The 21340-nt window shown below is 49.0% G+C and carries 18 protein-coding genes, 3 pseudogenes and 1 riboswitch; of the genes and pseudogenes, 17 read left to right on the top strand and 4 right to left on the bottom strand.

What is annotated here, in order from left to right:
- The first annotated feature begins 147 nt into the window (after window positions 1–147).
- The 9 genes and pseudogenes from SD71_RS01335 (at window position 148) to SD71_RS01300 (ending at window position 8052) form a co-directional block, all read left to right on the top strand.
- On the top strand, window positions 148–714 hold the full coding sequence (locus SD71_RS01335; RefSeq protein WP_326998678.1) for a YhbD family protein: 567 nt from the start codon (window positions 148–150) through the stop codon (window positions 712–714).
- A gap of 13 nt (window positions 715–727) precedes the next feature.
- A complete protein-coding gene (locus tag SD71_RS01330) occupies window positions 728–1405 on the top strand; it encodes a polymer-forming cytoskeletal protein (protein ID WP_041058616.1) in 678 nt (225 codons plus the stop codon).
- 25 nt (window positions 1406–1430) lie between these two features.
- Window positions 1431–1856: pseudogene (locus SD71_RS21785) on the top strand (polymer-forming cytoskeletal protein); the annotation flags it as partial.
- Entirely contained in the window at window positions 1853–2143 is a 291-nt protein-coding gene (locus tag SD71_RS21780; protein ID WP_052475838.1) for a hypothetical protein, read from the top strand. The pseudogene SD71_RS21785 and the gene SD71_RS21780, both read left to right, overlap by 4 nt.
- Before the next feature lie 17 nt (window positions 2144–2160).
- Window positions 2161–3688: pseudogene (locus tag SD71_RS01320) on the top strand (MDR family MFS transporter).
- Between the two features lie 154 nt (window positions 3689–3842).
- Entirely contained in the window at window positions 3843–5471 is a 1629-nt protein-coding gene (locus tag SD71_RS01315; RefSeq protein WP_041058613.1) for a spore germination protein, read from the top strand.
- A 16-nt stretch (window positions 5472–5487) separates the two neighbouring features.
- Window positions 5488–6579 (top strand): GerAB/ArcD/ProY family transporter, encoded by a 1092-nt coding sequence (locus tag SD71_RS01310; protein WP_326998677.1) that lies wholly within the window; start codon window positions 5488–5490, stop codon window positions 6577–6579.
- Window positions 6579–7814: a Ger(x)C family spore germination protein gene (locus SD71_RS01305; RefSeq protein WP_041058611.1), complete on the top strand. Its 1236-nt coding sequence runs from the start codon at window positions 6579–6581 to the stop codon at window positions 7812–7814. The genes SD71_RS01310 and SD71_RS01305 overlap by 1 nt, the downstream gene beginning before the upstream one ends.
- Before the next feature lie 25 nt (window positions 7815–7839).
- Window positions 7840–8052 carry a CLC_0170 family protein gene (locus SD71_RS01300; protein WP_041058608.1) on the top strand — a complete coding sequence of 71 codons (213 nt, stop codon included), beginning with the start codon at window positions 7840–7842 and terminating at the stop codon, window positions 8050–8052.
- Here SD71_RS01300 and SD71_RS01295 read toward each other — a convergent pair.
- Together SD71_RS01295 and SD71_RS01290 are read right to left on the bottom strand one after the other, a co-directional pair.
- Window positions 8049–8528: a CBO0543 family protein gene (locus SD71_RS01295; RefSeq protein ID WP_041058606.1), complete on the bottom strand. Its 480-nt coding sequence runs from the start codon at window positions 8526–8528 to the stop codon at window positions 8049–8051. The two genes, SD71_RS01300 and SD71_RS01295, sit on opposite strands and share 4 nt — an antisense overlap.
- Entirely contained in the window at window positions 8452–9621 is a 1170-nt protein-coding gene (locus SD71_RS01290; RefSeq protein ID WP_052475836.1) for a DUF2515 family protein, read from the bottom strand. Before SD71_RS01290 ends, SD71_RS01295 begins: the two co-directional genes overlap by 77 nt.
- Window positions 9622–9724: 103 nt before the next feature.
- Between SD71_RS01290 and SD71_RS01285 the strand changes: the two genes are divergently transcribed.
- The 6 genes and pseudogenes from SD71_RS01285 to SD71_RS01260 all read left to right on the top strand — a co-directional run bounded on the left by SD71_RS01285 (window position 9725) and on the right by SD71_RS01260 (window position 15509).
- On the top strand, window positions 9725–10114 hold the full coding sequence (locus SD71_RS01285) for a VOC family protein (protein WP_041058603.1): 390 nt from the start codon (window positions 9725–9727) through the stop codon (window positions 10112–10114).
- A gap of 161 nt (window positions 10115–10275) precedes the next feature.
- A complete protein-coding gene (locus SD71_RS01280) occupies window positions 10276–11640 on the top strand; it encodes an acyclic terpene utilization AtuA family protein (RefSeq protein ID WP_041058600.1) in 1365 nt (454 codons plus the stop codon).
- A 3-nt stretch (window positions 11641–11643) separates the two neighbouring features.
- Window positions 11644–11970, top strand: a complete 327-nt coding sequence (locus SD71_RS01275; protein ID WP_041058597.1) for an AtuA-related protein — start codon at window positions 11644–11646, stop codon at window positions 11968–11970.
- A 34-nt stretch (window positions 11971–12004) separates the two neighbouring features.
- Entirely contained in the window at window positions 12005–13144 is a 1140-nt protein-coding gene (locus SD71_RS01270; RefSeq protein ID WP_041058594.1) for an acyl-CoA dehydrogenase, read from the top strand.
- Between the two features lie 23 nt (window positions 13145–13167).
- A pseudogene (locus tag SD71_RS01265) lies at window positions 13168–14711 on the top strand (acyl-CoA carboxylase subunit beta).
- A 15-nt stretch (window positions 14712–14726) separates the two neighbouring features.
- Window positions 14727–15509: an enoyl-CoA hydratase-related protein gene (locus SD71_RS01260; protein ID WP_041058590.1), complete on the top strand. Its 783-nt coding sequence runs from the start codon at window positions 14727–14729 to the stop codon at window positions 15507–15509.
- Here SD71_RS01260 and SD71_RS01255 read toward each other — a convergent pair.
- Both SD71_RS01255 and SD71_RS01250 read right to left on the bottom strand, forming a co-directional pair.
- Window positions 15491–16435 (bottom strand): HD-GYP domain-containing protein, encoded by a 945-nt coding sequence (locus tag SD71_RS01255; RefSeq protein ID WP_052475835.1) that lies wholly within the window; start codon window positions 16433–16435, stop codon window positions 15491–15493. The genes SD71_RS01260 and SD71_RS01255 overlap by 19 nt on opposite strands.
- Window positions 16436–16521: 86 nt before the next feature.
- Window positions 16522–18375, bottom strand: coding sequence for a DUF342 domain-containing protein (locus SD71_RS01250; protein ID WP_041058587.1), 1854 nt, complete (start codon window positions 18373–18375; stop codon window positions 16522–16524).
- A gap of 78 nt (window positions 18376–18453) precedes the next feature.
- Window positions 18454–18543, bottom strand: a riboswitch (cyclic di-GMP riboswitch).
- 275 nt (window positions 18544–18818) lie between these two features.
- Here SD71_RS01250 and SD71_RS01245 point away from each other — a divergent pair.
- On the top strand, window positions 18819–21089 hold the full coding sequence (locus SD71_RS01245) for a sensor domain-containing protein (protein ID WP_052475834.1): 2271 nt from the start codon (window positions 18819–18821) through the stop codon (window positions 21087–21089).
- A gap of 27 nt (window positions 21090–21116) precedes the next feature.
- Window positions 21117–21317 (top strand): hypothetical protein, encoded by a 201-nt coding sequence (locus tag SD71_RS01240; RefSeq protein ID WP_041058585.1) that lies wholly within the window; start codon window positions 21117–21119, stop codon window positions 21315–21317.
- The last annotated feature ends 23 nt before the right edge of the window (window positions 21318–21340 follow it).

The raw sequence follows: 21340 nt of genomic DNA, 5'->3' as shown, positions 1-21340 counted from the left end.
TCAGCTGAGATGAGGACTTTATTCTTCGTCTTTACAACGTAACAATGTTATGTTACGTTAGTATCCAACAGGGGGTATGCCTGATGGAAGAAGAGCTGATATCCAAAAAAAGAACTGCTGGAGCTTACCGGTATATCTTATGGGCAGTTGTACAGGTGGAAGCGCAAAAGCCTCGTACCCGAAGAGTGGTTTATCCGAAAATCGGCGTTTACGGGGCAGGAGACTTATTTTCCAAAACAGCGGATGCTCGCCCGAATCGATAAAATCAAGAATATGAAGGATGATTTATCTTTAGACGAATTGGCCGATATGTTCTCGCCTATGCCCACGGACGTGCGGATTAATAAAAATGAACTTGTGAAACGAAACATTGTTACGAAAATTGCGGCGGATTATGCGGAACAGTACTTAGGCCAGTCGGAAAGCTATACTTTTGAGCAGGCGCTGTACGTCTTCATGCTGGATCATTGTTTGCAGACAGGTGAAATGAATCTGGATGAAGGTAAATTTCTGCTTAAAACGTTTACCGAGCATTATAAAAAATTTGATGGGAAAAATTGCGATTTGATTTTCAGCCGTAAAATGGGTGTTTCCGCTTTTATGCTCCTATCGGCAGGCAGTGATATTTATTTCGAGCCCGCTGTGAAAATGATTCTTCGAGTGAGTGTGGCCAAGAGCATCGAGGAACTGAAGCTGAAAATAACGACAATGTGAGGTGAATGGATGGATGGAGGCACATAAAAAAGGCAATCTCACCATATCCGGTGTAGGCTCTTCCAGCGGGGGCACCGTGCGCATTGCCAAAATTGACGGAATCGGGAAACTGGACGGTGATGTCATCTGCTCTGAATTCATCGTGAACGGCAAAGCGGAGGTTCATGGCAACGTTAAAGCCTCGACGGCCGAGATTAACGGAACGGCTGTCGTTCAAGGAAACCTGCACTCCGAGCGGCTAAGAACGCAGGGAAAAACGATTGTTAACGGAGACTTGATCGGTGATCGCATAGATATAACCGGCCTGCTCTCGGTCGCGGGCAAGTGTGAAGCGGAAAGATTCAACGCCAACGGCAAATTGCAGATGGAGATGCTTAACGCGGGAAATATCCAAATCACGCTGCACGGCAACAGCAGCATTACTGAAATCGGCGGGGAGCTTATCAAGATCCGCAGAGAACCCGGCATCGATTTTGCCAAGTGGCTGAAGGTGCTTCCGATTGCTCTCGGCAATAAGCTGACCGCCCAAACGATCGAAGGCGATGACGTGTATGTGGAGTGTATAACAGCCGAGGTCGTAAGGGGGACGAATGTGGCGATCGGCCCTGGATGCGAGATTGGCTTGGTTGAATATAAGGAGAAGTTCGATCAAGATAAGGCTTCGAAAGTAAAAAGAATAGAACAAATGTAACCGGAGCAAGAAGGGAGGCGAGAAAACGATGGGAAACTTATCGATTAGAGGCAGCTCGGCAGCGACTGGCGGTATATATGATAAGGTACGCATTATCGGAGAAGGTACGATTGACGGAGATGTGGAATGCAGCGAGCTGAAGTGCATCGGTACGCTGGATATGGTCGGCCGTTTGAAGGCGAATCGGGCAATGGTTGTGGGAACTTCCTCATTTTCCGGAGATGTTCAAGCGAATTCAATGAAAGTGTCGGGCACGGCAGCTATCGGCGGTGATGCCAGACTCAAAGAACTCCGCTGCTCGGGTACAGTTGAAGTAAAGGGCAGCGTTTACGGTGAACAACTGGAGCTGAAAGGGCAGTTGAATACGAAAGGTGACTGCGAGGCGGAAGTTTTTACGGTCCGGGGAATTTTTGAGATCGGCGGCCTGCTCAATGCAGTTCACTGGACATGAAGCTTTACCGGGATTGTCATGCAAAGGAAATCGGCGGCGGAAAAATCAACGTAAGAAAAGCAAGCACGCTGAATCCTTTTAATCTCTTTTTCAAGCCGTCTGCATACGCTCAATTATTCGCTTCAGTGATTGAAGGGGATGAGGTATATTTGGAGAACACGAAAGCCGATATTGTACGCGGCAACCGTGTTACAATCGGCAAGGGATGCGATATCGGGATCGTGGAATACAAAGAAGATTTTAAACAACTGAAGGGCGCCGCTGTCATCGATAGCTGCAAATTATAGAGAGGAATTAACATCACATGAAATCAAAACAAACCCATATAGGCATGGTTTTGGCCGGTCTATTACTTAGTATCTTGATGTCGTCCATGGACAACACCATCGTGACTACGGCCATGGGGACAATCGTCAACAAGCTTGGTGATTTCGATAAATTCGTCTGGGTCACTTCCGCTTACATGGTGGCTGAAATGGCGGGCATGCCGATTTTCGGCAAGCTGTCCGATATGTTCGGGCGCAAAAGGTTTTTATCTTCGGCATGATCGTCTTCTTGCTTGGATCCATCTTGTGCGGTACGGCGGAAAGCATTGTGCAGCTCAGCATTTACCGTGCGATTCAGGGTATCGGCGGCGGGGCGCTTATTCCGATTGCGTTCACCATCATGTTCGACACCGTTCCGGTTGAACAAAGGGGCAAATTGGGCGGATTGTTCGGCGCCGTATTCGGACTGTCCAGCATATTCGGTCCATTGCTTGGCGCGTACATTACGGATTATATCGGCTGGCAATGGGTGTTCTACGTGAATATTCCGCTCGGCATATTGGCGTTTATCTTTATTGCCGTTTACTATAAGGAATCACCGGTGCACACGAAGCAAAAGATCGACTGGTGGGGTGCGACTGCGCTCGTTGGCGCCATCGTCAGCGTCATGTTTGCACTCGAACTTGGTGGCAATGAATATGCTTGGGATTCCGATGTGATCTTAGGTCTGTTCGCCATTTTCGCCGTATTGTTCTTTGCATTTATTTTCATTGAAAGAAGAGTGGCTGAGCCGATCATATCGTTCCCGATGTTCAACGTCCGGCTGTTCTCGACAAGCAATGTATTAGGGCTGTTCAGCGGCATGGGGTTCATTACGGCTTCCCTCTATATTCCGATCTACATTCAGGGAGTGCTTGGCGGTACCGCGACCAATTCCGGTCTTGTGCTGCTGCCGATGATGCTCGGTTCCGTTGTGTCGGCTACCGGCGGCGGTTTCCTAATGAGCAAATGGAACTACCGTCAAATCATGATTCTCGCTACCTCGGTTCTCACATTGGGCATGGTGTTACTCACAACATTAACGCCGGACTCAGGCCGGTTCCTGGTTACTGTCTATATGATAATTACGGGGCTGGGCATCGGCGCGAGCTTCTCTGTACTAAGCAACTCGGCGATCCATCACTTTAGTCCGTCGCAGCGAGGTTCCGTTAACTCTACCGTTGCTTTTATCCGTTCGCTTGGGATGACGCTGGGCATTACCATTTCGGAATCATTCAGCGGAATGATTTTACGGCTAAATTGAAGGAAATGTTCGCAACGTTCGGCGGAGGACAGGGGCAGAGCAGCACCGTGTTCAACGATCCTCGAGTACTGCTTGCGCCCGAAACTCGTGAAAACATTCCCGCACCCGTCCTGGATGAGATCACAAAGGTACTGTCCTCGTCCATCACGCATACGTTCATGTGGGCGCTGATTCCTACAATTCTCGCTTTCGTCGCGGCAATATGGATGTCCAAGGAACGGCTGAGTTCGTCCGTCGAGCATCAACAGGCGATGGGCGCATAATATCGCAAAAGACAATGTAAAAGCGGCCGGTCAGGAGCAGAACTCCTGACCGGCCGCTTTTTGTTTTCGCTATGAATAAAAAGAAACCGCAGTAAACATAATACGAGTTAACTAATTTGGGTTTATCTCCCAATTCGGTAAATCGGAGGTATATATGCGGTTTCTGCGCAAGCGATCGAATGACGGCAAGAAGTCCCCCGCATTACCCGATCAGTTATCGCCGGATAAGGTGTTGGAACAATATAAAGACCGCACGATCAGTACCAACCTTGAAGAAAACATTAAATTAATCAATTCATTGCTGGAAGCAAACCCGGATCTTGTTACCCGCAGATTTCATGTGTTCGGCAAGTATCCGGCAGTGATGTTCTATTTCTCCAATATGGTTGATCAGACGATGATTAATTTTGATATATTAAAGCCTTTTATATACATGCCCCCTCACCTTGAAGGACGGAAGATCGGAGATGGTCAATTAAAGAACATATTGATAAATGAGACGATCATTCATTCCGGAGCAAGGCTGCAATCCAATATTGTAAGGGTAATTGACGCCATATTGGAAGCTGACTCCGTTGTACTGATAGAGGGAGTTGACGAAGCTTTTTTATTCAGTACCCGCAATGTGGAATCTAGGGCTGTAGGTCAGCCGCAAACAGAGCAAGTCATCCGGGGACCTCGAGAGGGGTTTGTTGAATCACTAAGTACGAATACAGCATTAATGCGCTATCGTTTAAAGACACCAAGTTTTCAGATTAGGAACATGGTAATAGGCAAGTACACAAAGTCAAACATTTCTATTTGTTACATTAAGGGGATCGCGAACCCGGATCTAGTTAAAGAAGTTGAGAATCGTCTTTCCAAAATTAAAATTGACGGTGTGCTGGACACCGGATACCTTGAACAGTTTATTGAAGACAACCATATTTCTCCCTTTCCTCAGGTGCTGTATACGGAACGGCCGGATAAGGCTGTAGCGCAATTATTGGAGGGCAGGGTGGCGATCTTGATGGATGGATCACCTTTTGCTCTAATCGTACCCACGGTATTTACCCAATTTTATCAAGTTACTGAGGATTATTACGAACGACCCGTTATGGGGAGTTTCATACGGCTTTCCCGACTGTTAGCTTTGATATTTGCGCTAATCGTCCCGTCGCTGTATGTTGCCGTCATATCGTTTAACCCGGAGTTGCTTCCTACCGAGTTCGCTGTGGCGGTGGCAGGCGGAAGAGCCAGCGTTCCCTATCCGACAGTCGTTGAAGTCTTTATGATGGAAACCGCGATGGAGGTGCTTCGCGAAGCCACAGTACGCTTGCCGAAACAAGTCGGCGGCGCATTGTCTATCGTCGGCGTACTTATCATCGGACAAGCCGCAGTCGCAGCAGGGTTTGCAAGCCCAATCACTGTGGTCGTCATTGCACTCACGACAATAGGTTCTTTTGCCACACCGGCTTACAATGCAGCGCTTGCCCTAAGGCTTCTGAGGTTTTTTCTCATCATTATGGCCGGGATCTTCGGCTTATACGGAGTAATGATCGGTTTGATACTCATCTCCAATCATTTGCTTTCGTTAAGATCATTCGGAATACCTTATATGAGCCCGATCGCTCCCGGCAACTTGCAGGGGGTTAAGGATACATTAATCCGCGCTCCGTTGTGGTGGATGAAGAAAAGGCCGGAATCTTCACAACCTGTGAATGAAGATCGTGTGTCCGGCCAGACGGTCCAAGCGACGAAGGAACCTCCCGATAATCCATTGGGACCAAAACGCAGCAATTGAAAGGCAGGTCATCTGAATGGACAATACCCGAAAAATTACTGTCATCCAAGCCACGGCTGTACTCATCAGCACCATTATCGGGGTTGGGATTCTGGCTCTGCCAAGGTTCGCCGTCCAAACTGCTGAAACGGGAGCGCCGTTAGTTACTTTATTAGGCATTCTCGTGGCGTCAGCAGGGCTTTGGTTGATCACGGTTCTCGGTGTACGTTTTCCGAGCAAAACTATAGTCCAGTACAGTGAAGAGATTATCGGTAAATGGCTCGCTCGATTCGGCAGTTTGCTGATTATAGGCTTCTTTGCGATATTAACATCGCTGGCCGCTCGAGAATTTGGAGAAGTGGTTGTAACTACGGTGTTAAGGAACACACCCTTAGAGGTGACGGTTATCGTTATGCTGCTTTTGGCTGCGGTCTCCTCGCGCCATGGGTTAGAAACGTTTGTTTACATTCACTATTTTTATTTACCACTGATCCTGGCACCTGCGTTGATGATTGTCGTCCTGTCACTGAAAAATGCTGAATTGCTGAATTTGCTGCCGGTGATGGGAAATGAACACAAAGAGCTGTTAGGCGGTGTGCTCACAATTGCAGCCCTGTTCCAAGGTTCTTTCATTATTTCTATCGTCATCCCGCATATGCGCCGACCAGGCCAGGCGTATAAGGCCAGTTTTATGGGGATGTCTGTCGCCGGAGTTCTCTATTTTTTGATCGTGGTGGCGACTGTTGCCGTGTTTGGTCCGGAAGAAATTAAGCGCCTGCTTTGGCCGACACTGGAGTTAGCCAAGACGACAAGTTTGCCTGCGAATATTCTTGAGCGCTTAGATGCGGCTTTTCTTGCCGTCTGGGTTACAGCGGTGTTTACAACCCTGTATTCGAGTTACTTTTTGACAATCCATTGCATGAGCAAACTGTTTCGGTTACGTGACCATAAGCTTTTTTCTTTTTTTGTGATGCCGTTCGTGTTTTTTTATTGCGATGGTGCCGCAAAACATTCTGGAACTTTACCAAATCATTCGGATTGTAGGACAGATAGGTCTGATTGTGACCATTGGTTATCCGTCTCTGCTGTTGGTGGTTTCCATCATACGAAAAAAAAGGGGTACACCTGATGGGCAACAAAAAGTGCACCAAAACGGGTAATAAGGCCAAGCTTCTTATCCTCCTGTTGCTGATGCCTCTAATCGCCGGATGTTGGGACAGAAGTGAGCTTGATGAACGAGCCCTTGTTCTCGGGATATCGATTGATAAGGCCGATCCGGAAACCGAAAAGGAAGAACCCGATGTTTCCCACCTGCCAGGACAGGAACCTTTGCCGGCGAAAGATATGATCCGTCTCACAGCCCAGCTTGCGGTACCCGGCCGTATACCTCTAGGCCCTGGAGGTCAAGGCGGTGGTGCGAGTCCTGGTGGATCTCAAACGATATGGCCTCTATCTGTGGTGGGCCATTCCATGTCTGATGCGATCGCTAATCTTCAGCAGCAGATCTCCTCCCCTTTATTTCTAGGCCATTTACGAACCATTGTTGTATCGGAAGAGATTGCAAGAAAAGAACTCAAGGATATTAACGATTACTTTCGGCGCAACCCGGAAGTACGAAGAACCACTTGGATGATGGTTTCAAGCGGAAAGGCTGAACCCTTAATGAGATCGGCTCCGGAAATAGAGAGAGTTCCAACGCTGTATTTAATGATGACGCTCGAACAAGCCGTTAAATTGGGTAAATTTCCACAAGATTTTATCGGTGTTTTTTGGAGCCGGTCGGTGAAGAAGGGCCAGGAAGGATTTCTCCCTTATGTTGAGGTTCAGAAAAAAGACAACATCCTGATTCAAGGTATGGCTTATTTTAAAGGAACGAAAATGGTCGGCAAACCATCACCGCTTGAAATCGCCGCTTATATGGGCATTAAAGGAGAAAGCCCCGGGGGATACCAACTTGTCAAAATACCGGGCACCAAGTCACAAGCTGTTTTTGCCGCTACGCAGCGAAAGTCAAAGATTGATTTTAAAATCGTACACGGGCGTCCGGATTTTTCGGTTAAAGTATGGATTGAAGGAAATATAAACGAAATAAATGCGGATGCACATTTAAATGATGACAACATAAAAGATATTGAAAGAGCGGAAGCAAAACGGGTCCAAAAAATATATGGAGATCTTGTAAGCAATACACAGAAAGATGGCTCCGACATTTTTGGTTTTGGGGAATATGTGCGGGCTAAAGCGCCGAAATATTGGAACAGGGAGATTCGAACGGTAGAACAATGGCAAAATATGTACAAAGATGTTTCTGTACATATTCAAACGATGGTTAGGGTAAGGCGTGTCGGCATGACAACATCATGATCAAGGGGTACGGAGGTTAACACGGATGATCTATGGAACGTTTAGCGGCTACCTGTATTACGTTGTGGCAATTTCGATAGCATCCGGAATTTTGTTATTGATCTTTGATAGAACCGAGTATGATATCCAGAATCTTACAAAGGAAAAAAAGGCAGCCATTTATTTAGGGCGGTTCAATATCGCGCTTGGGGTGGTCAGCGGGGTAGGTATGTGGATTTACTCACGGTGGTTTATTTAAAATTTATTATTTATAGGACCGGAGCTTACCCATTTAAAAAACAGCAGCATCAGAAAACTAAAGGCGATATAACCGAAAAAAGAATAAATATGCTGCCATTGTTCACTGTAAGTGATCCATTCGAGTTTGCCTAGAAGCTTCTCCGTAATGGTCATAACTGCGCTAACGATGGTGATAAACAGGAGCTTGTACACGAATCCCATACTTTTCGTTATGTATAAAATAAATAGAGCAAACAAAGGGATGCCTAAAAGCGTAAACCGAATATCAATGGTAAAAATATCGGCAAAAGGCCTTTTTTCAAACGTATACAATTGTTTACCTGTCAGGAATAGTTCCAAGTAAGTGCCCAGCCATGAAGAGAAAACCATAGTTATCAAAGAAGGCCGCAAAGATTTCTTAGCGGTTCGAATGATGAAGCGCTTTTTTTGCGAAAAAGGCAAGCTCGAGTTTTTCGATACTTTTACAATACTCATCCCTGATCTCTCCATTTACACTCGTATAAGAATTTTGAAAGTAGTCAATTATTCTCCAATCTTCAAACCAGTCGCCTGTTTCCGCCTCGTTATGCTCAACGTTTTTCCAGGCATTTTCTAAGACGGGACTGTACAAACGACGGCCGTTTTTCGTCAATGTGCAGTCCTTGATCTGAGGTATGTATAAGCTGCCCGGCAGTGATTCTCTGATATTGTTAAATAAATGAGGCCAAAAATCTTTGCGAGACCCCGTATGCGGCGTTGAACCGGCCCATGCGCACAGCTTTTGTTCATGATCTAGGAGGAGTGAGAATAGTCGTTTTCCGAGGTTGATCCGTTCCTCAAGCGAGGCAAAATGACGAAGGGTTTGTCCCAGAAGTTTCGTATGTCCACTGGTTGTCATCTCATACGGAAATAGAATATGGCTTAAGCCCAGCAGGTCTTGAAGCTTGAAATGAATCGTATCCAGCACCGTCTGTTGATAGTACTTGTTCCGGATCACTCTTTTTTCAAGATAGCTTTGTTCATTAATAATAAGAGCAATCGTTATAATCCGCTGGTCTCCCGTCATCCAATAACGGTTCCATAAGGTTTCCATAAAAGTGGACACATGCAGGAAGCGGAGAAGGTGGAATAGGGGGGTTTTGGTTCTTAAGCTCTCCTCGTAAAGAAGAAATTGAGGGTATGCATCTTGAAAGATAAGCCAATTTCCTCTCTCTAAAAAGGTAAAAAATTGTTGTTGTTCCGCCAAGGACAGCAGCTTCGAAAGAAATTCCCCTTGCAAATCCGTCATATTCCATCCGCCGTTGCGTGAAACCATATGACCAAGCAGAGCCCACTTGATATCCGGGTGTTTCCGGTAGAATGCATAGTAGGCTTGGGTGCGTGTCACATTGTTGCGGTTAAGTTCGTTAGTGCGTGTTTGTATTTTTTGGACGAGTTGTTTTTCCGCAAATGTTAAATTTGCCTTTGGCCAGGAACCTTGTGAGCTGCTTTTCTTTTTCAACTCTTTTTTGATTTCAAGCAAATCTTCGGGAAAGTCTCTGTCCAAATCGCCGGTCACTCCCTCCGGAATTTGCTGCTGATTTATCATTTTATTAAATCCATGGGCGGTTCATGATAAATTGCTATAACTCCTATTAAATGGTACAATTTGTATGATTTTATAGGGTTTATTGTTGAAAGGAGGAGAGAATTTGACACTTTCATGGAAGCCCGAAGGATATTCGAATGTCTCGCCTTACTTAATCGTCACCGGTGCACAGAGCGTAGTCGATTTTCTAAAGCAGACGTTCGATGCAGCCGAACTCCGCCGTTACGACAGGCCGGACGGCTCAATCATGCACGGTGAACTGCGGATCGGCGACTCGGTCGTCATGATTGCCGAGGCTAACGAGGGATGGCCTGCGGTTACTACGAACGTGCATGTCTATGTGGAAGACGTAAATGTCGTCTATAAGCGTGCGCTTGCAGCGGGCGGCGAATCGGTGCAGGAGCCTCAGGTTCAAGAAGGCGATCCGGATCGACGCGGCGGAGTCAAAGACCCGTCGGGAAATTACTGGTGGATTTCAACTCAGATTGGGTAACTACATATTGGATCATCACGATAAAACTCAGGCTGGTTAGGCTTGAGTTTTATTTGTGTGTATGTCAGAACCGGAAGCCGAATAGGGATTCCAACGCCGAGCATACAATGGTTATCGAGTGAGCAAAACAGTTTATAAGAATTATGTAAAGGGGGGTTGTCATGAAAAAGATTCGGATTGGAGCGGGACAGGGGTTCTACGGGGATTCCATTATGCCGGCAATAGAGACTGCGAAGCGGGGCGGCGTTCAATACATATGCTTCGATTGTCTCGCGGAATTAACGTTAGCCATCCTTCAGAAGGACCGGAACAAGGACCCGTCCAAAGGATATGCGAAAGACATTTCCACAACGATGAGAGAACTGCTGCCCTACGTGAAAGAGAAAGGGCTTAAGATCCTGACGAACGCCGGCGGTATGAACCCGCTTGGAGCGCAGCAGGAGACGCTTCGAATCGCCGCGGAGCTCGGCATTGAAGGGCTTAAGGTGGCGGTGGTCACCGGGGACGATGTGATAGACAAACTGCAAGACTGGGACCGGCAAGGAATACCGCTGAATCACATGGAAGACGGAAGAAGCATCGAATCTATTAGGGATCACATTGTTTTTGCAAACGCATATGTAGGAATGGGGCCAATTGTGAAAGCGCTTCAACAAGAGGCCGACATCGTCATCACGGGACGAACGACGGATTCGGCCTTGTTCCTTGCACCGCTGGTCTATGAATTCGGCTGGCAACCGGATGACTGGGGCCGGCTGGCTCAAGGCATACTGATGGGTCATCTGATGGAATGCTCGGGGCAGGCGGCCGGCGGCAACTTCAGCGGCGATTGGCAATCCGTCGAAGACTTGCACAACATCGGCTTTCCCGTGGCGGAGGTGCAGGAAGACGGAGAGTTTGTTCTGACCAAGACGGAAGGAACCGGCGGGCTTGTGTCCGTAGACACGGTAAAAGAGCAGCTGCTTTACGAGATTCACGATCCTTCATCATATACGACCCCTGATGTGGTATTGGACGTCAGCGAAGTTCAGCTTCAGGATGCAGGTGCCAACCAGGTACGCGTTACCGGTGCCCGAGGATCGCAGCGTCCCGATACGCTGAAAGTGGTTATGGGGTATTCGGACGGCTGGCTCGGGCAAGGGATATGCGGATATTCATGGCCCGACGCATTAGCCAAGGTGAAAGCCGCCGACCGCATCATACGCAAGCAAATAGAGCGGATCGGACTACAATATGAAGAGATCCGCACGGATTACCTCGGCTACAATTCATTGCACGGTCCGCTCGCGACAGAGCCGGCGGATGACTTGAATGAAGTGTATTTGCGTATCGCCGTGCGCACACGCAGCAAAACGCAGGCAGAGAAGCTTGGCCGGCTGTTCCCGCCGCTGATGCTGAGCGGTCCCCCTGCGCTGGGCGGGTTCCTCGGCATGATGAAGCCGCGCGAGCTGCTCGGCATGTGGTCCTGTCTCGTACCGCGGGAAATCGTTGAGGACGGCCTTCAAGTGACCGTCGCGGAGGTGTGATCTATGGCTCGAGTACAGCTTAGGCATATCGCGCAAGCACGTTCGGGAGACAAAGGAAACACGGTCAATATTGCTTTATTTGCGCCTACAACCGAGATCTATGACGTATTCCTGAAAGAAGTAACTGCAGAGCGCGTGAAAGAGCATTTTACCGGAATGGTAGAGGGTGAAGTGACCCGTTATTTAGTCCCTAATCTCAAAGCTATGAATTTTGTGTGCAGGGGGGCATTAGGCGGGGGAGGCTCTAGAACTCTGAGAGTGGATAATCTCGGGAAGTGCTATGGGTCTAATTTAATGCGGATGGAAATTGAACTAGGGCGACACGGTTAATCTCTCCAAAAATTAAGCAGAGAGGTTGTGGATTATGCATTTCGATTTAACGCAAGAACAAACGATGATCAGAGATTTGATCCATGATTTCGCAGACTTTGAGGTTGCCCCGGGGGCGATTGATAGAGACCGAACCGGCACATTTCCCACTGAAATATTCGATAAAATGGCAAAGCTCGGACTGATGGGACTTCCTTTTTCGGAGCAATATGGCGGCGGTGGAGCGGATACGATCAGCTTCGCAATTGTTGTGGAAGAGTTGAGCCGGGTGTGCGCCTCTACAGGGATCACTTACTCTGCGCATATTTCGCTGGGCGGATCTCCTCTCGATCTATTCGGAACAGAGGAGCAGAAGCTGAAATACTTAGCCCCGCTGTGCAGAGGCGAATACTTGGGAGCTTTCGGGCTGACGGAACCGGACGCCGGCTCCGATGCGGGCGGAACCCGGACGACAGCTGTTCTGAACGGCGATCAATGGGTGATCAACGGCTCGAAATGTTTCATCACAAATGCGAGCTATGCGAAGAACCTCGTGCTGACGGCGGTAACGGATAAGGCCAAAGGAACGAACGGAATCAGCGCCTTTATCGTGCCAACGGATGCGCCGGGTTTTACCGTGCTCGACAACTACGAAAAAATGGGGCTGCACGCCTCCAACACGACAGAGCTTGTCATGGATCAGGTGGCCGTACCGAAAGAGAACCTCCTGGGCACGCAAGGCAACGGCTACAAACAGTTTCTGGCTGTGCTAGACGGCGGAAGAATCGGCATCGGCGCCATGGCTGTCGGAGTGGCTCATGGAGCATACGATAAGGCGCTCCAATATGCCAAGCAAAGAAAGCAGTTCGGCAATCCTCTCTCTACTTTTCAAGCGATTCAGTTCAAACTGGCCGACATGGCGATGAATATCGAACTGGCCCGGAACATGGTATATAAGGCGGCATGGCTGAAGGATCAAGGACGGAAGTTCAAGAAGGAAGCGGCTATGGCCAAGTTGTTCGCTTCGGAAATGTGCATGAAAGTATGCGACCAAGCGGTCCAGATTCACGGCGGCTACGGCTATATGAAAGAGTACGAGGTGGAGCGCTATATGCGTGACGCCAAGCTTTTGGAAATCGGGGAAGGGACCTCGGAGATTCAGCGGATGGTGATTGCAGGCCAAATCGGATGTTAGCCTTCAAAGGGGAGTACTAGAAGATGTCGAATGAATTCCAGCCGGAGCAAGATCTTCTCCAAGTACGGATTGACCAGATCAAAAGGGGAGGCGCCGCCAAATACCACGAGAAAAACGCGGAGCAGGAAAACTGTTCGTGCGTGATCGGTTAAAGCTGCTGTTCGATATCGGTTTCGAGCTGGAGGACGCCTTGTTCGCCAACAGTGCAGAGCCCGATCTGCCTGCGGATGGAGTCGTAACGGCCATAGGCAAAATACACGGACAGACGGTGTGTGTCATCGCCAACGATTCGACGGTCAAAGCGGGCTCATGGGGTGCGAGGACGGTAGAGAAAATCATTCGCATGCAGGAAAGCGCGGATAAAATGAGGGTGCCGCTGCTGTATCTGGTAGATTCGGCGGGCGCCCGTATTACCGACCAGGTATTGATGTATCCGGGACGGCGGGGCGCAGGGAGAATTTTTTACAATGAGGTGAAGCTTTCGGGTAAAATCCCGCAAGTCTGTATTCTTTTCGGTCCGTCCGCGGCAGGAGGGGCTTATATTCCTGCGTTCTGCGACATCGTCATTATGGTCGAGGGCAATGGCTCCATGTATCTCGGCTCGCCGAGGATTGTAGAGATGGTTACAGGGGAAAAAGCAACGTTGGAGCAGCTGGGCGGCGCGAAAATGCACTGCTCCATATCCGGCTGCGGTGACGTATTGGCGGCGAACGAGGAAGAAGCGATTGAGATGGCCAGAGATTATCTCGCTTATTTTCCCGCTAATTATACGGAGAAGCCTCCGGTTCGGGATCCACTGCTCCCTAAGCTGGCGGAACTAACGCTGGAGGAAATTATCCCCGACAATCAGTACACGCCATTCGATATGTATGAGCTCATCGATCGGATTATCGATGAGGATTCCTTTTTTGAAATCAAGAAGCTGTTCGCGAAGGAGCTCATTACCGGATTGGCGCGGTTCGACGGGAAGCCGGTCGGGATCATCGCCAATCAGCCTCGCGTAAAGGGCGGCATTCTGTTCCACGATTCCGCCGACAAAGCGGCCAAATTTATTAGTCTATGCGACGCCTTTCATATTCCTCTTCTGTTTCTGGCCGATGTTCCGGGCTTTATGGTCGGCACAGCTGTCGAACAGGCGGGGATTATCCGGCATGGCGCGAAAATGATTGCCGCCGTCTCCGAAGCGACGGTGACCAAAATCTCCATTATCGTGCGCAAAGCGTACGGAGCAGGCTTATATGCAATGGCCGGACCCGCGTTCGAGCCTGACTGCTGCTTGGCTTTACCTTCCGCACAAATCGCGGTGATGGGACCTGAAGCGGCGGTGAATGCCGTATATGCGAACAAAATCGCGGATCTTCCGGAATCGGAAAGGGCCGAGTTCATCACGAACAAGCGGGAAGAGTACGGCAAAGATATCGATCTCTACCATCTCGCCTCAGACATGGTGATCGACGGAATAGTGCCTCCTCATTCTCTGCGCGATGAATTGGTCAAACGGTTTGAAGCTTATTCCTCGAAAAACGTTGTTTTCACAGATCGGAAGCATCCGGTTTATCCGGTGTAGGGGAGGAGGCCGAAGATGAGCAAGCCGGTGCATTGGGAACAGAGCGGACATATCGGATATATCAGGTTTAATCGTCCGGAGGCGATGAACGCTCTTAATTATGAGACACTCACGGCTTTGGGTGAAATAATCGAAACGATAGAGCAAAATCCGCGCGACATTCGTGCGGTCATCGTGACAGGTGAAGGCCGGGCGTTCTGCGCGGGTGCGGACTTGAAGGAGCGCGGCTTGCTGAGCGAACAGCAGGTGCGCCGGAGCGTGAAGAAGATTCAACAAGTGTTCTCCGCGTTGGAGCGGCTCCCTCAGCCCACGATTGCAGCTATCAATGGCTTTGCTTTCGGCGGAGGGTTGGAGCTGGCGCTCGCTTGTGATTTCCGTTACGCGATCCGTGATGCGAAGATGGGGCTGACGGAAGTGAGCCTCGGCATCATTCCCGGCGCAGGAGGCACACAGCGATTGCCGCGCCTTATCGGGCAGGCCAAGGCGAAGGAGCTCATTCTAACCGCCCGGAAGATCAATGCGGCGCAGGCGTATGAGCTCGGTATGCTGAACGGAGTTGCTGACTATCAGGAACAGCTTAAACAAATGACCGAAGGCTTGGCGGGCGAAATACTCGCCAACGCGCCTTTGGCCGTCTATCAAGCCAAGTTTGCGATCAGCAAAGGATTGAACACGGATCTCCAAACCGGCATGGACATCGAGTCCAAAGCCTATGAAGTGATTATACCTACCAAAGATCGGCTGGAGGCGCTCCAGGCGTTCCGCGAAAAGCGTCCTCCTCAGTTCACCGGGGAATAACCCATAATATGAAGATTTTCAGCTCTGCCCAGATCGAGGAACCTTCCGTTGACGCGAACCAGCGGTCTGAAAGGATCTGAGGGGTTGAGCGCTACGATAACTGCGGTTTTCCCGTTGCTCAGCACGACTTCAGTACCGATCAAGGTTTCCATCATCTTAGACAGGAACACGAGTGTGAAATCAGGGTCAAATTGCCCGAAGGCGCTCGCATGCATTTCCCGAATGACGTGGTAGAACGGTATCCGGTCTTTGTACGATCTGTTCGAAGACATGGCATGGAAAACGTCTGTCACCGCGATCAATCTGCTGAACTTGTCGATGGCGTCGCCGGTGAGCCGGTTGGGATAACCGGTGCCGTTCAAACGTTCGTGATGCCTGAGCGCCGGCAAGGCGCAAAGCTCCTTAATGTCCGGGCTGTTGCGCAGCATCTCATAACCGTATACGGTATGCTTTTTGATTTCTTCGTACTCCCCCACCGTGAGTTTGCCCGGCTTGTTAAGCAAGTGTCGCTCAATTCGCAGCTTCCCTATATCATGCAGGAGGGCTGCGACGGCCAAATCGGTCAACTCTTCCGAAGACAGGTTCAGCCACCGGCCGAGCATAATGGATAACGCGGCGACACCGATGCTGTGAGTCAACGTTATGTCGTCCTTACGCCGCAAATGGACCAGAAACTGGATAAGGGAGCCTGTCGACAATGTCTCGATTAACATGGGCAAGGCGGTCTGTCTTAGATCTTTAATCATTACGCTGCCGGTCTCGCCAGCTTCGCGAAAAACAGTGTCCAGCTCGTCGAATGTCGCGTCGGCAGCCATTATCAAGGTATCACCGGCCGATTCGCAATCTTCTTTGGTTAAGCGAATGCCAAGATTTGAGGCTTGCTCCAGCAGCTTGGGCGTCACAGGCGTGTAGGCGGGCCAGATCAAGAGATTACGGCGGTCGTAAATGTTTTTTGTCAGACATGACCGCCGCTAATCATTGTTGTGTCAGAGTCAACTAGCAACACTTCGCTTCACCCCACTGATAGATTGATTGAATCGACCGACAACCGGTTTTCTTTAATCTCGAAGCAAGCCTGCTCGATCGGCGCAAGAACTTCCTGAGCGAAGGGGCCGACCTGTACTTTGCCTTCATATATCAGAGCAGCCATGACTTTCTTGCCTGCCTTAAGGGAAGTGCATCCACCGGACACCCCGCCTACGATCATTACCGATATCGTGTTACCTGCCTCGAGCTCCGAACCCCTGCACACTGCGTCATCTTGATAAAAAATGATATTTTCTTTCGAATACAATTTGCTCTGGAGAACCCCTTGCTTGCGAACGAAGATGTTACCGTTGGACATAATCTCCGTCAGATGGCATTGCTGGATGTCGGTAACGACACCACTCTCCTCGCTGAGCCGTATATTTTCGATCGTCGTCACCAGTTCAGACTGTAAATTGTGAAGAAACGCCTTAATGTCTGTCTCTACAAGAAAGGCCTTGTTCAGCATCATCTGCAGTTTGCTTTTGAGACTGCTCATAAGATGATTCTCAATGCTCTGGATATTTGCTATACAGGCAAGACTAGCATGACATAGCGGCGGTATGTCACGAAATTTGCTCTCCAGCAGTAATTGGTAAAGTTGGCGATCGGTAACCGACTGTCCCCGATCGTCCGCCATATGCGTCAGTTGTTCTGCAACTTGACGCAACAAGGCCAGCTGTTCGTTCAGCTTGGTGGAATGAGTGTACAATCTGTTGAACAGAACGCCGAAATGCCCGGAGTATAGTTGGCTGCCGACGGTGTTGCCCTTTATGTAAATGCTTCCGGTAGCTGAAATGGTGGCCCTGTACACATTACCGCTCACATATACGTCTCCGAGTGCTTCCACGATCATGCCGTCCGTCACGTTCCCGTATATGTGGACATCGCCTGAAAAGACAATGTTGCCGGTCTTCAAATCCACATCGCCGGTAAGAATGTGGGTTGTCGAAATGTCGATCATTTTGATCACATCTCCGGTAATCCTCGGCCGTCCATCATTCAATGCGAATACTTCGTTTTGCGCGACACGTACACCTTTCCTCGGCAATATGATAATATCTTTCGGCCGTGGCGCCGCGACGGGGTGACCGAAGACATCGATTCCCTGTTCGCTCTCTTTTAGCGGAATTTTGCGGGCAATCATCTCACCCTTGCGGACAGATGGAATTTTTAAATGGTTGCGGTAGTCAATAACCCCATCGATTTCTTCATAGGTGCTCTGGATTTGCTCGCTAAAAAATAGTTGCAAAGATGCGTCTTTCCCGTATACAGGTTTCTTTCCACTAGCGATCACAACGGGATTGAACGTTGGCTGCGACAATTCGGCGGCGATAGCCCCGAGATCATAGTTCACCAAACCCAGACGGCGAATCTCTTCCAGTATCGTTTGAAGAGAAGGAAGCTCAAGCGGCGAACACTGATCCTCCACAGCCTGCAAAATAAGACGGCTTGTTTTCTCCTGAGCCGCCGGCTTCAATACAAATTTGCCATCTGGCAGCAATAGCAGATGAACTTTCATTTTGTCCGACGAAACATCGATTCTTAGTTTTTGTTGCTCGGCCTTCCAGCCAACAATGTCATTCGGCTTAATCCGGTGTGCGCCCTTAACTTCTTTGCCTTTTAAGACCAGTTGCAGCGGCGGCATTGCTTCTGCTGTCGGCCAATCGCCGGTTGCTTCGGAGTCCGAATCAACGAGCGATATTTGACCGTCCTTTACCTGGAGCCAACCTTTCGGTGAGGATTCCGCATTGGAAACCGGTTGAAGCGGATCATTGTTGTGGTGGTCCAATTCTTTCATAAAGTTCAACAGTTGATGGTCCGACACCCAAGCAGACATGTTCATTCTCCTTTCTAAACAAAATAAAAGCCGTCCCAAAAAACAAGGGACGGCTTGTTAGGCTGTAGCACCCCTGTCTTCGGTAACTCGGCCGCCGTGGAATGATACCTCATTCTTTAGGCCCGGAGCTTTGCGTCCCCGCTTTCGCCGGGTTTGCCTTTATCGAACAGTATATAATTGTAATTATATCGACAAAAAACGACGAATATCTAAATAAAACGACATATTAAACGTGATTTGATTATAGTCCTCAGGTCTTAAAATTGTCAAGAACAGGTAAAAAAGATGCGTCTATTAGACTGTATGCTGTATGAGTCTATTAGACTGTATATGAAAGGCGAGATTGCATAACGCCTTTTCAGCATGTCGGAAAGGGTTATTGTTGGTGCTCATACTGCCGATAAAAAGAAGTGTAACTTCAAACATCGGGGAGAAAACATCGAATGAAATACATAAAACGTTTAAAAAACCGCAAGTGGATCGTTATTTTCGTATTATTCATTTTAGTAGAGTTGATCATAGAAGCCGCCTATACGCTGTCCGCGCTTAGCACAATAGACCGTCTGTTCCTGCAGGTCACTACGGGGTTCGCTGGCTTGGTGACACTGCTCATCATGCAGCGGGGCATGACTAACACGCAGCAGGAACTCGCGAAGAACAGACAGAGGCTGCAAAATATTTTCGAAACGCTGGATGTCGCAATCTGGTCCCACGATATGCTGTCGGATACTCTATTAGTTACTCCAGGCATTGAAAAGCTCTACGGCTATTCATTGGAAGAGTTCTACAAGGATAAAACCCTATGGAAAAAAATGATTCTCCCCGAGGATCTGCACATTATCGCCGAGAGAATGCAGACATTAGCTTTAGGCCAGCCGGCTACAAGCATATACCGGATTATACGTCCTGACGGGGAAGTGCGCTGGATCCAGGACCGGGGCTTTCCGACGTATGATGAGAGCGGCATTTTCGTTGATTTCACGAGCGTATTGTTCGATATCACGGACCGCAAAGAAAGTGAAGACCGCTATCGCACGTTAGTGGAGATGTCGCCGGATATCATCGCAGTGATCAGTAAAGGCAAGATCGACTATATCAATAAAGCGGGCTGGGACCTTGTCGGAGCCGCGAATCCGGAACAATTGGTCGGCCGCCCGATTCAGGAATTTTACCCGAGCCATGCGCTTGAGGATATGAAAATTCTCGAAACGACGATCATGGAAGATGAAGATGCCCTGAGAACTTTCGAGATTCAAGTGCTGCGTGTGGACGGCAATATTATCGATGTGGAAATGTCCGCCGCGCCTATTCTGTATGAAGGCCGGGTCGCGCAGCAGGTGGTCGGCAGAGATATTACCCAGCGCAAGAAAGCGGAGAGAACGATCCAATATATGGCCTATAACGATACGCTGACGGAGCTTCCGAACCGCTATAAGTTCAGGCAGCATCTGAACAAAGTGTTAGCGCATAGAGAGCATCAGATGGCGGCCGTGCTGTTCCTGGACCTCGACAGGTTCAAGATCATCAATGATACGAAAGGGCACACTGTCGGTGATCTGATTCTGCAAAAGGTGGCCAAACGGCTGCAGCAAACCGTTCAGCATCATGGGCTGGTATCGCGGCAAGGCGGAGACGAGTTTATTATTTCCCTGCAGGATACAGACAAGGATAAAGCGGCTGTGATCGCACAACAATTGCTTGATGGATTTGCCGATCCGATCGACGTCAACGGCCAGGAGTATTTCGTTACGCCGAGCATCGGCATCAGTCTCTATCCTGCGGACGGATCGGATGAGGACACGCTGATCAAGAACGCCGACACCGCGATGTACCTGGCCAAAGACCGGGGCAAAAACAATTTTCAATTCTACACACCCCATCTCCTTGGCGTTTCATCCCGTAAGATGGAATTGGAGAACGGCCTGAGAAAAGCAATGGAACAGAATGAAATGACGATATACTATCAGCCGCAAGTGGAGCTGGCTACAGGAAAGCTTGTCGGAATCGAAGCCTTGATCCGCTGGAAGCATCCTTCGTACGGCTTCGTTAGTCCTTGCGAATTCATTCCGCTGGCCGAGGAGACAGGCCTGATCCTGCCGCTGGGCAAATGGGTGCTGAGAACGGCTTGCGAGCAGAACAAAGCATGGCAGGATGCCGGGTTCCCAGCCGTACAGATGGCGGTCAATATCTCGGTTCGCCAGATGGATGACGACCTTTTCGTCGAGTCGGTGACGGAAGCTCTGAATGCGGCGGGGCTGGATCCGCAATACCTCGAGCTGGAAATTACGGAAAGCATTATGCAGAACATAACAAGATCCACATCCATCCTGAAACAATTGAAAGAGTTGGGCGTGAAATTATCGATTGACGATTTCGGAACAGGCTACTCATCCTTAAGCTATCTGACGCATCTGCCGATTGACAAAATCAAGATCGACAAGTCTTTCATTGACGATATTATCCATCATTCCAATCAAGGCGCCATGGTGAAGACGATTATCGATATGGGACATAATTTGAACTTCACGGTTATTGCGGAAGGGATCGAAAAAGAGGAGCAAGTGAACTTCTTGATCCGGAATGCCTGCACGATCGGACAAGGTTATTTCTTCAGCCGGCCGTTGGAGGCGGACAACATGGGGGAGTTTCTTAGAAAAGGAAATATTTTACCGATTTTGGGCGATTGCCCCAGTATGCTATTGGGTAAAGAATAGTAATAATTACTAGGGAGGGCAGAAAAAATGAATTTATATACGGCTGATGGCCCCGAAAAATCAGAGTCGCTGTCGCTCGCTGAAAGACTGGTGCTGAATGCTGTATTGAAGCAAAAGGCGAACTTTGACGATGTTCCGAGTATCGCCAAAGCTTGCAGTATGTCGGAAACTCAGGCCGGCGTGGCTGTGCAGCTTCTCACGCACAAGAAACTCTTTCCCCAACAATAATAACGGTGAACCAGCCGTGTGCC

Origin of the sequence: Cohnella kolymensis, from assembly GCF_000829465.1 — a bacterium.
GTDB classification, from domain to species: domain Bacteria; phylum Bacillota; class Bacilli; order Paenibacillales; family Paenibacillaceae; genus Cohnella; species Cohnella kolymensis.
This window is presented reverse-complemented; position numbering and strand designations above follow the sequence as displayed.

Excerpts from the sequence above, each read along its gene's own strand:
- SD71_RS01275 (WP_041058597.1), top strand. The coding sequence starts at position 11,644 with ATGGCTCGAGTACAGCTTAGGCATATCGCGCAAGCACGTTCGGGAGAC.
- SD71_RS01300 (WP_041058608.1), top strand. The coding sequence starts at position 7,840 with ATGATCTATGGAACGTTTAGCGGCTACCTGTATTACGTTGTGGCAATT.
- SD71_RS01250 (WP_041058587.1), bottom strand. The coding sequence starts at position 18,375 with ATGTCTGCTTGGGTGTCGGACCATCAACTGTTGAACTTTATGAAAGAA.
- SD71_RS21780 (WP_052475838.1), top strand. The coding sequence starts at position 1,853 with ATGAAGCTTTACCGGGATTGTCATGCAAAGGAAATCGGCGGCGGAAAA.
- SD71_RS01310 (WP_326998677.1), top strand. The coding sequence starts at position 5,488 with ATGGACAATACCCGAAAAATTACTGTCATCCAAGCCACGGCTGTACTC.
- SD71_RS01260 (WP_041058590.1), top strand. The coding sequence starts at position 14,727 with ATGAGCAAGCCGGTGCATTGGGAACAGAGCGGACATATCGGATATATC.
- SD71_RS01305 (WP_041058611.1), top strand. The coding sequence starts at position 6,579 with ATGGGCAACAAAAAGTGCACCAAAACGGGTAATAAGGCCAAGCTTCTT.
- SD71_RS01290 (WP_052475836.1), bottom strand. The coding sequence starts at position 9,621 with ATGATAAATCAGCAGCAAATTCCGGAGGGAGTGACCGGCGATTTGGAC.
- SD71_RS01330 (WP_041058616.1), top strand. The coding sequence starts at position 728 with ATGGAGGCACATAAAAAAGGCAATCTCACCATATCCGGTGTAGGCTCT.
- SD71_RS01315 (WP_041058613.1), top strand. The coding sequence starts at position 3,843 with ATGCGGTTTCTGCGCAAGCGATCGAATGACGGCAAGAAGTCCCCCGCA.
- SD71_RS01295 (WP_041058606.1), bottom strand. The coding sequence starts at position 8,528 with ATGAGTATTGTAAAAGTATCGAAAAACTCGAGCTTGCCTTTTTCGCAA.
- SD71_RS01240 (WP_041058585.1), top strand. The coding sequence starts at position 21,117 with ATGAATTTATATACGGCTGATGGCCCCGAAAAATCAGAGTCGCTGTCG.
- SD71_RS01245 (WP_052475834.1), top strand. The coding sequence starts at position 18,819 with ATGAAATACATAAAACGTTTAAAAAACCGCAAGTGGATCGTTATTTTC.
- SD71_RS01280 (WP_041058600.1), top strand. The coding sequence starts at position 10,276 with ATGAAAAAGATTCGGATTGGAGCGGGACAGGGGTTCTACGGGGATTCC.
- SD71_RS01270 (WP_041058594.1), top strand. The coding sequence starts at position 12,005 with ATGCATTTCGATTTAACGCAAGAACAAACGATGATCAGAGATTTGATC.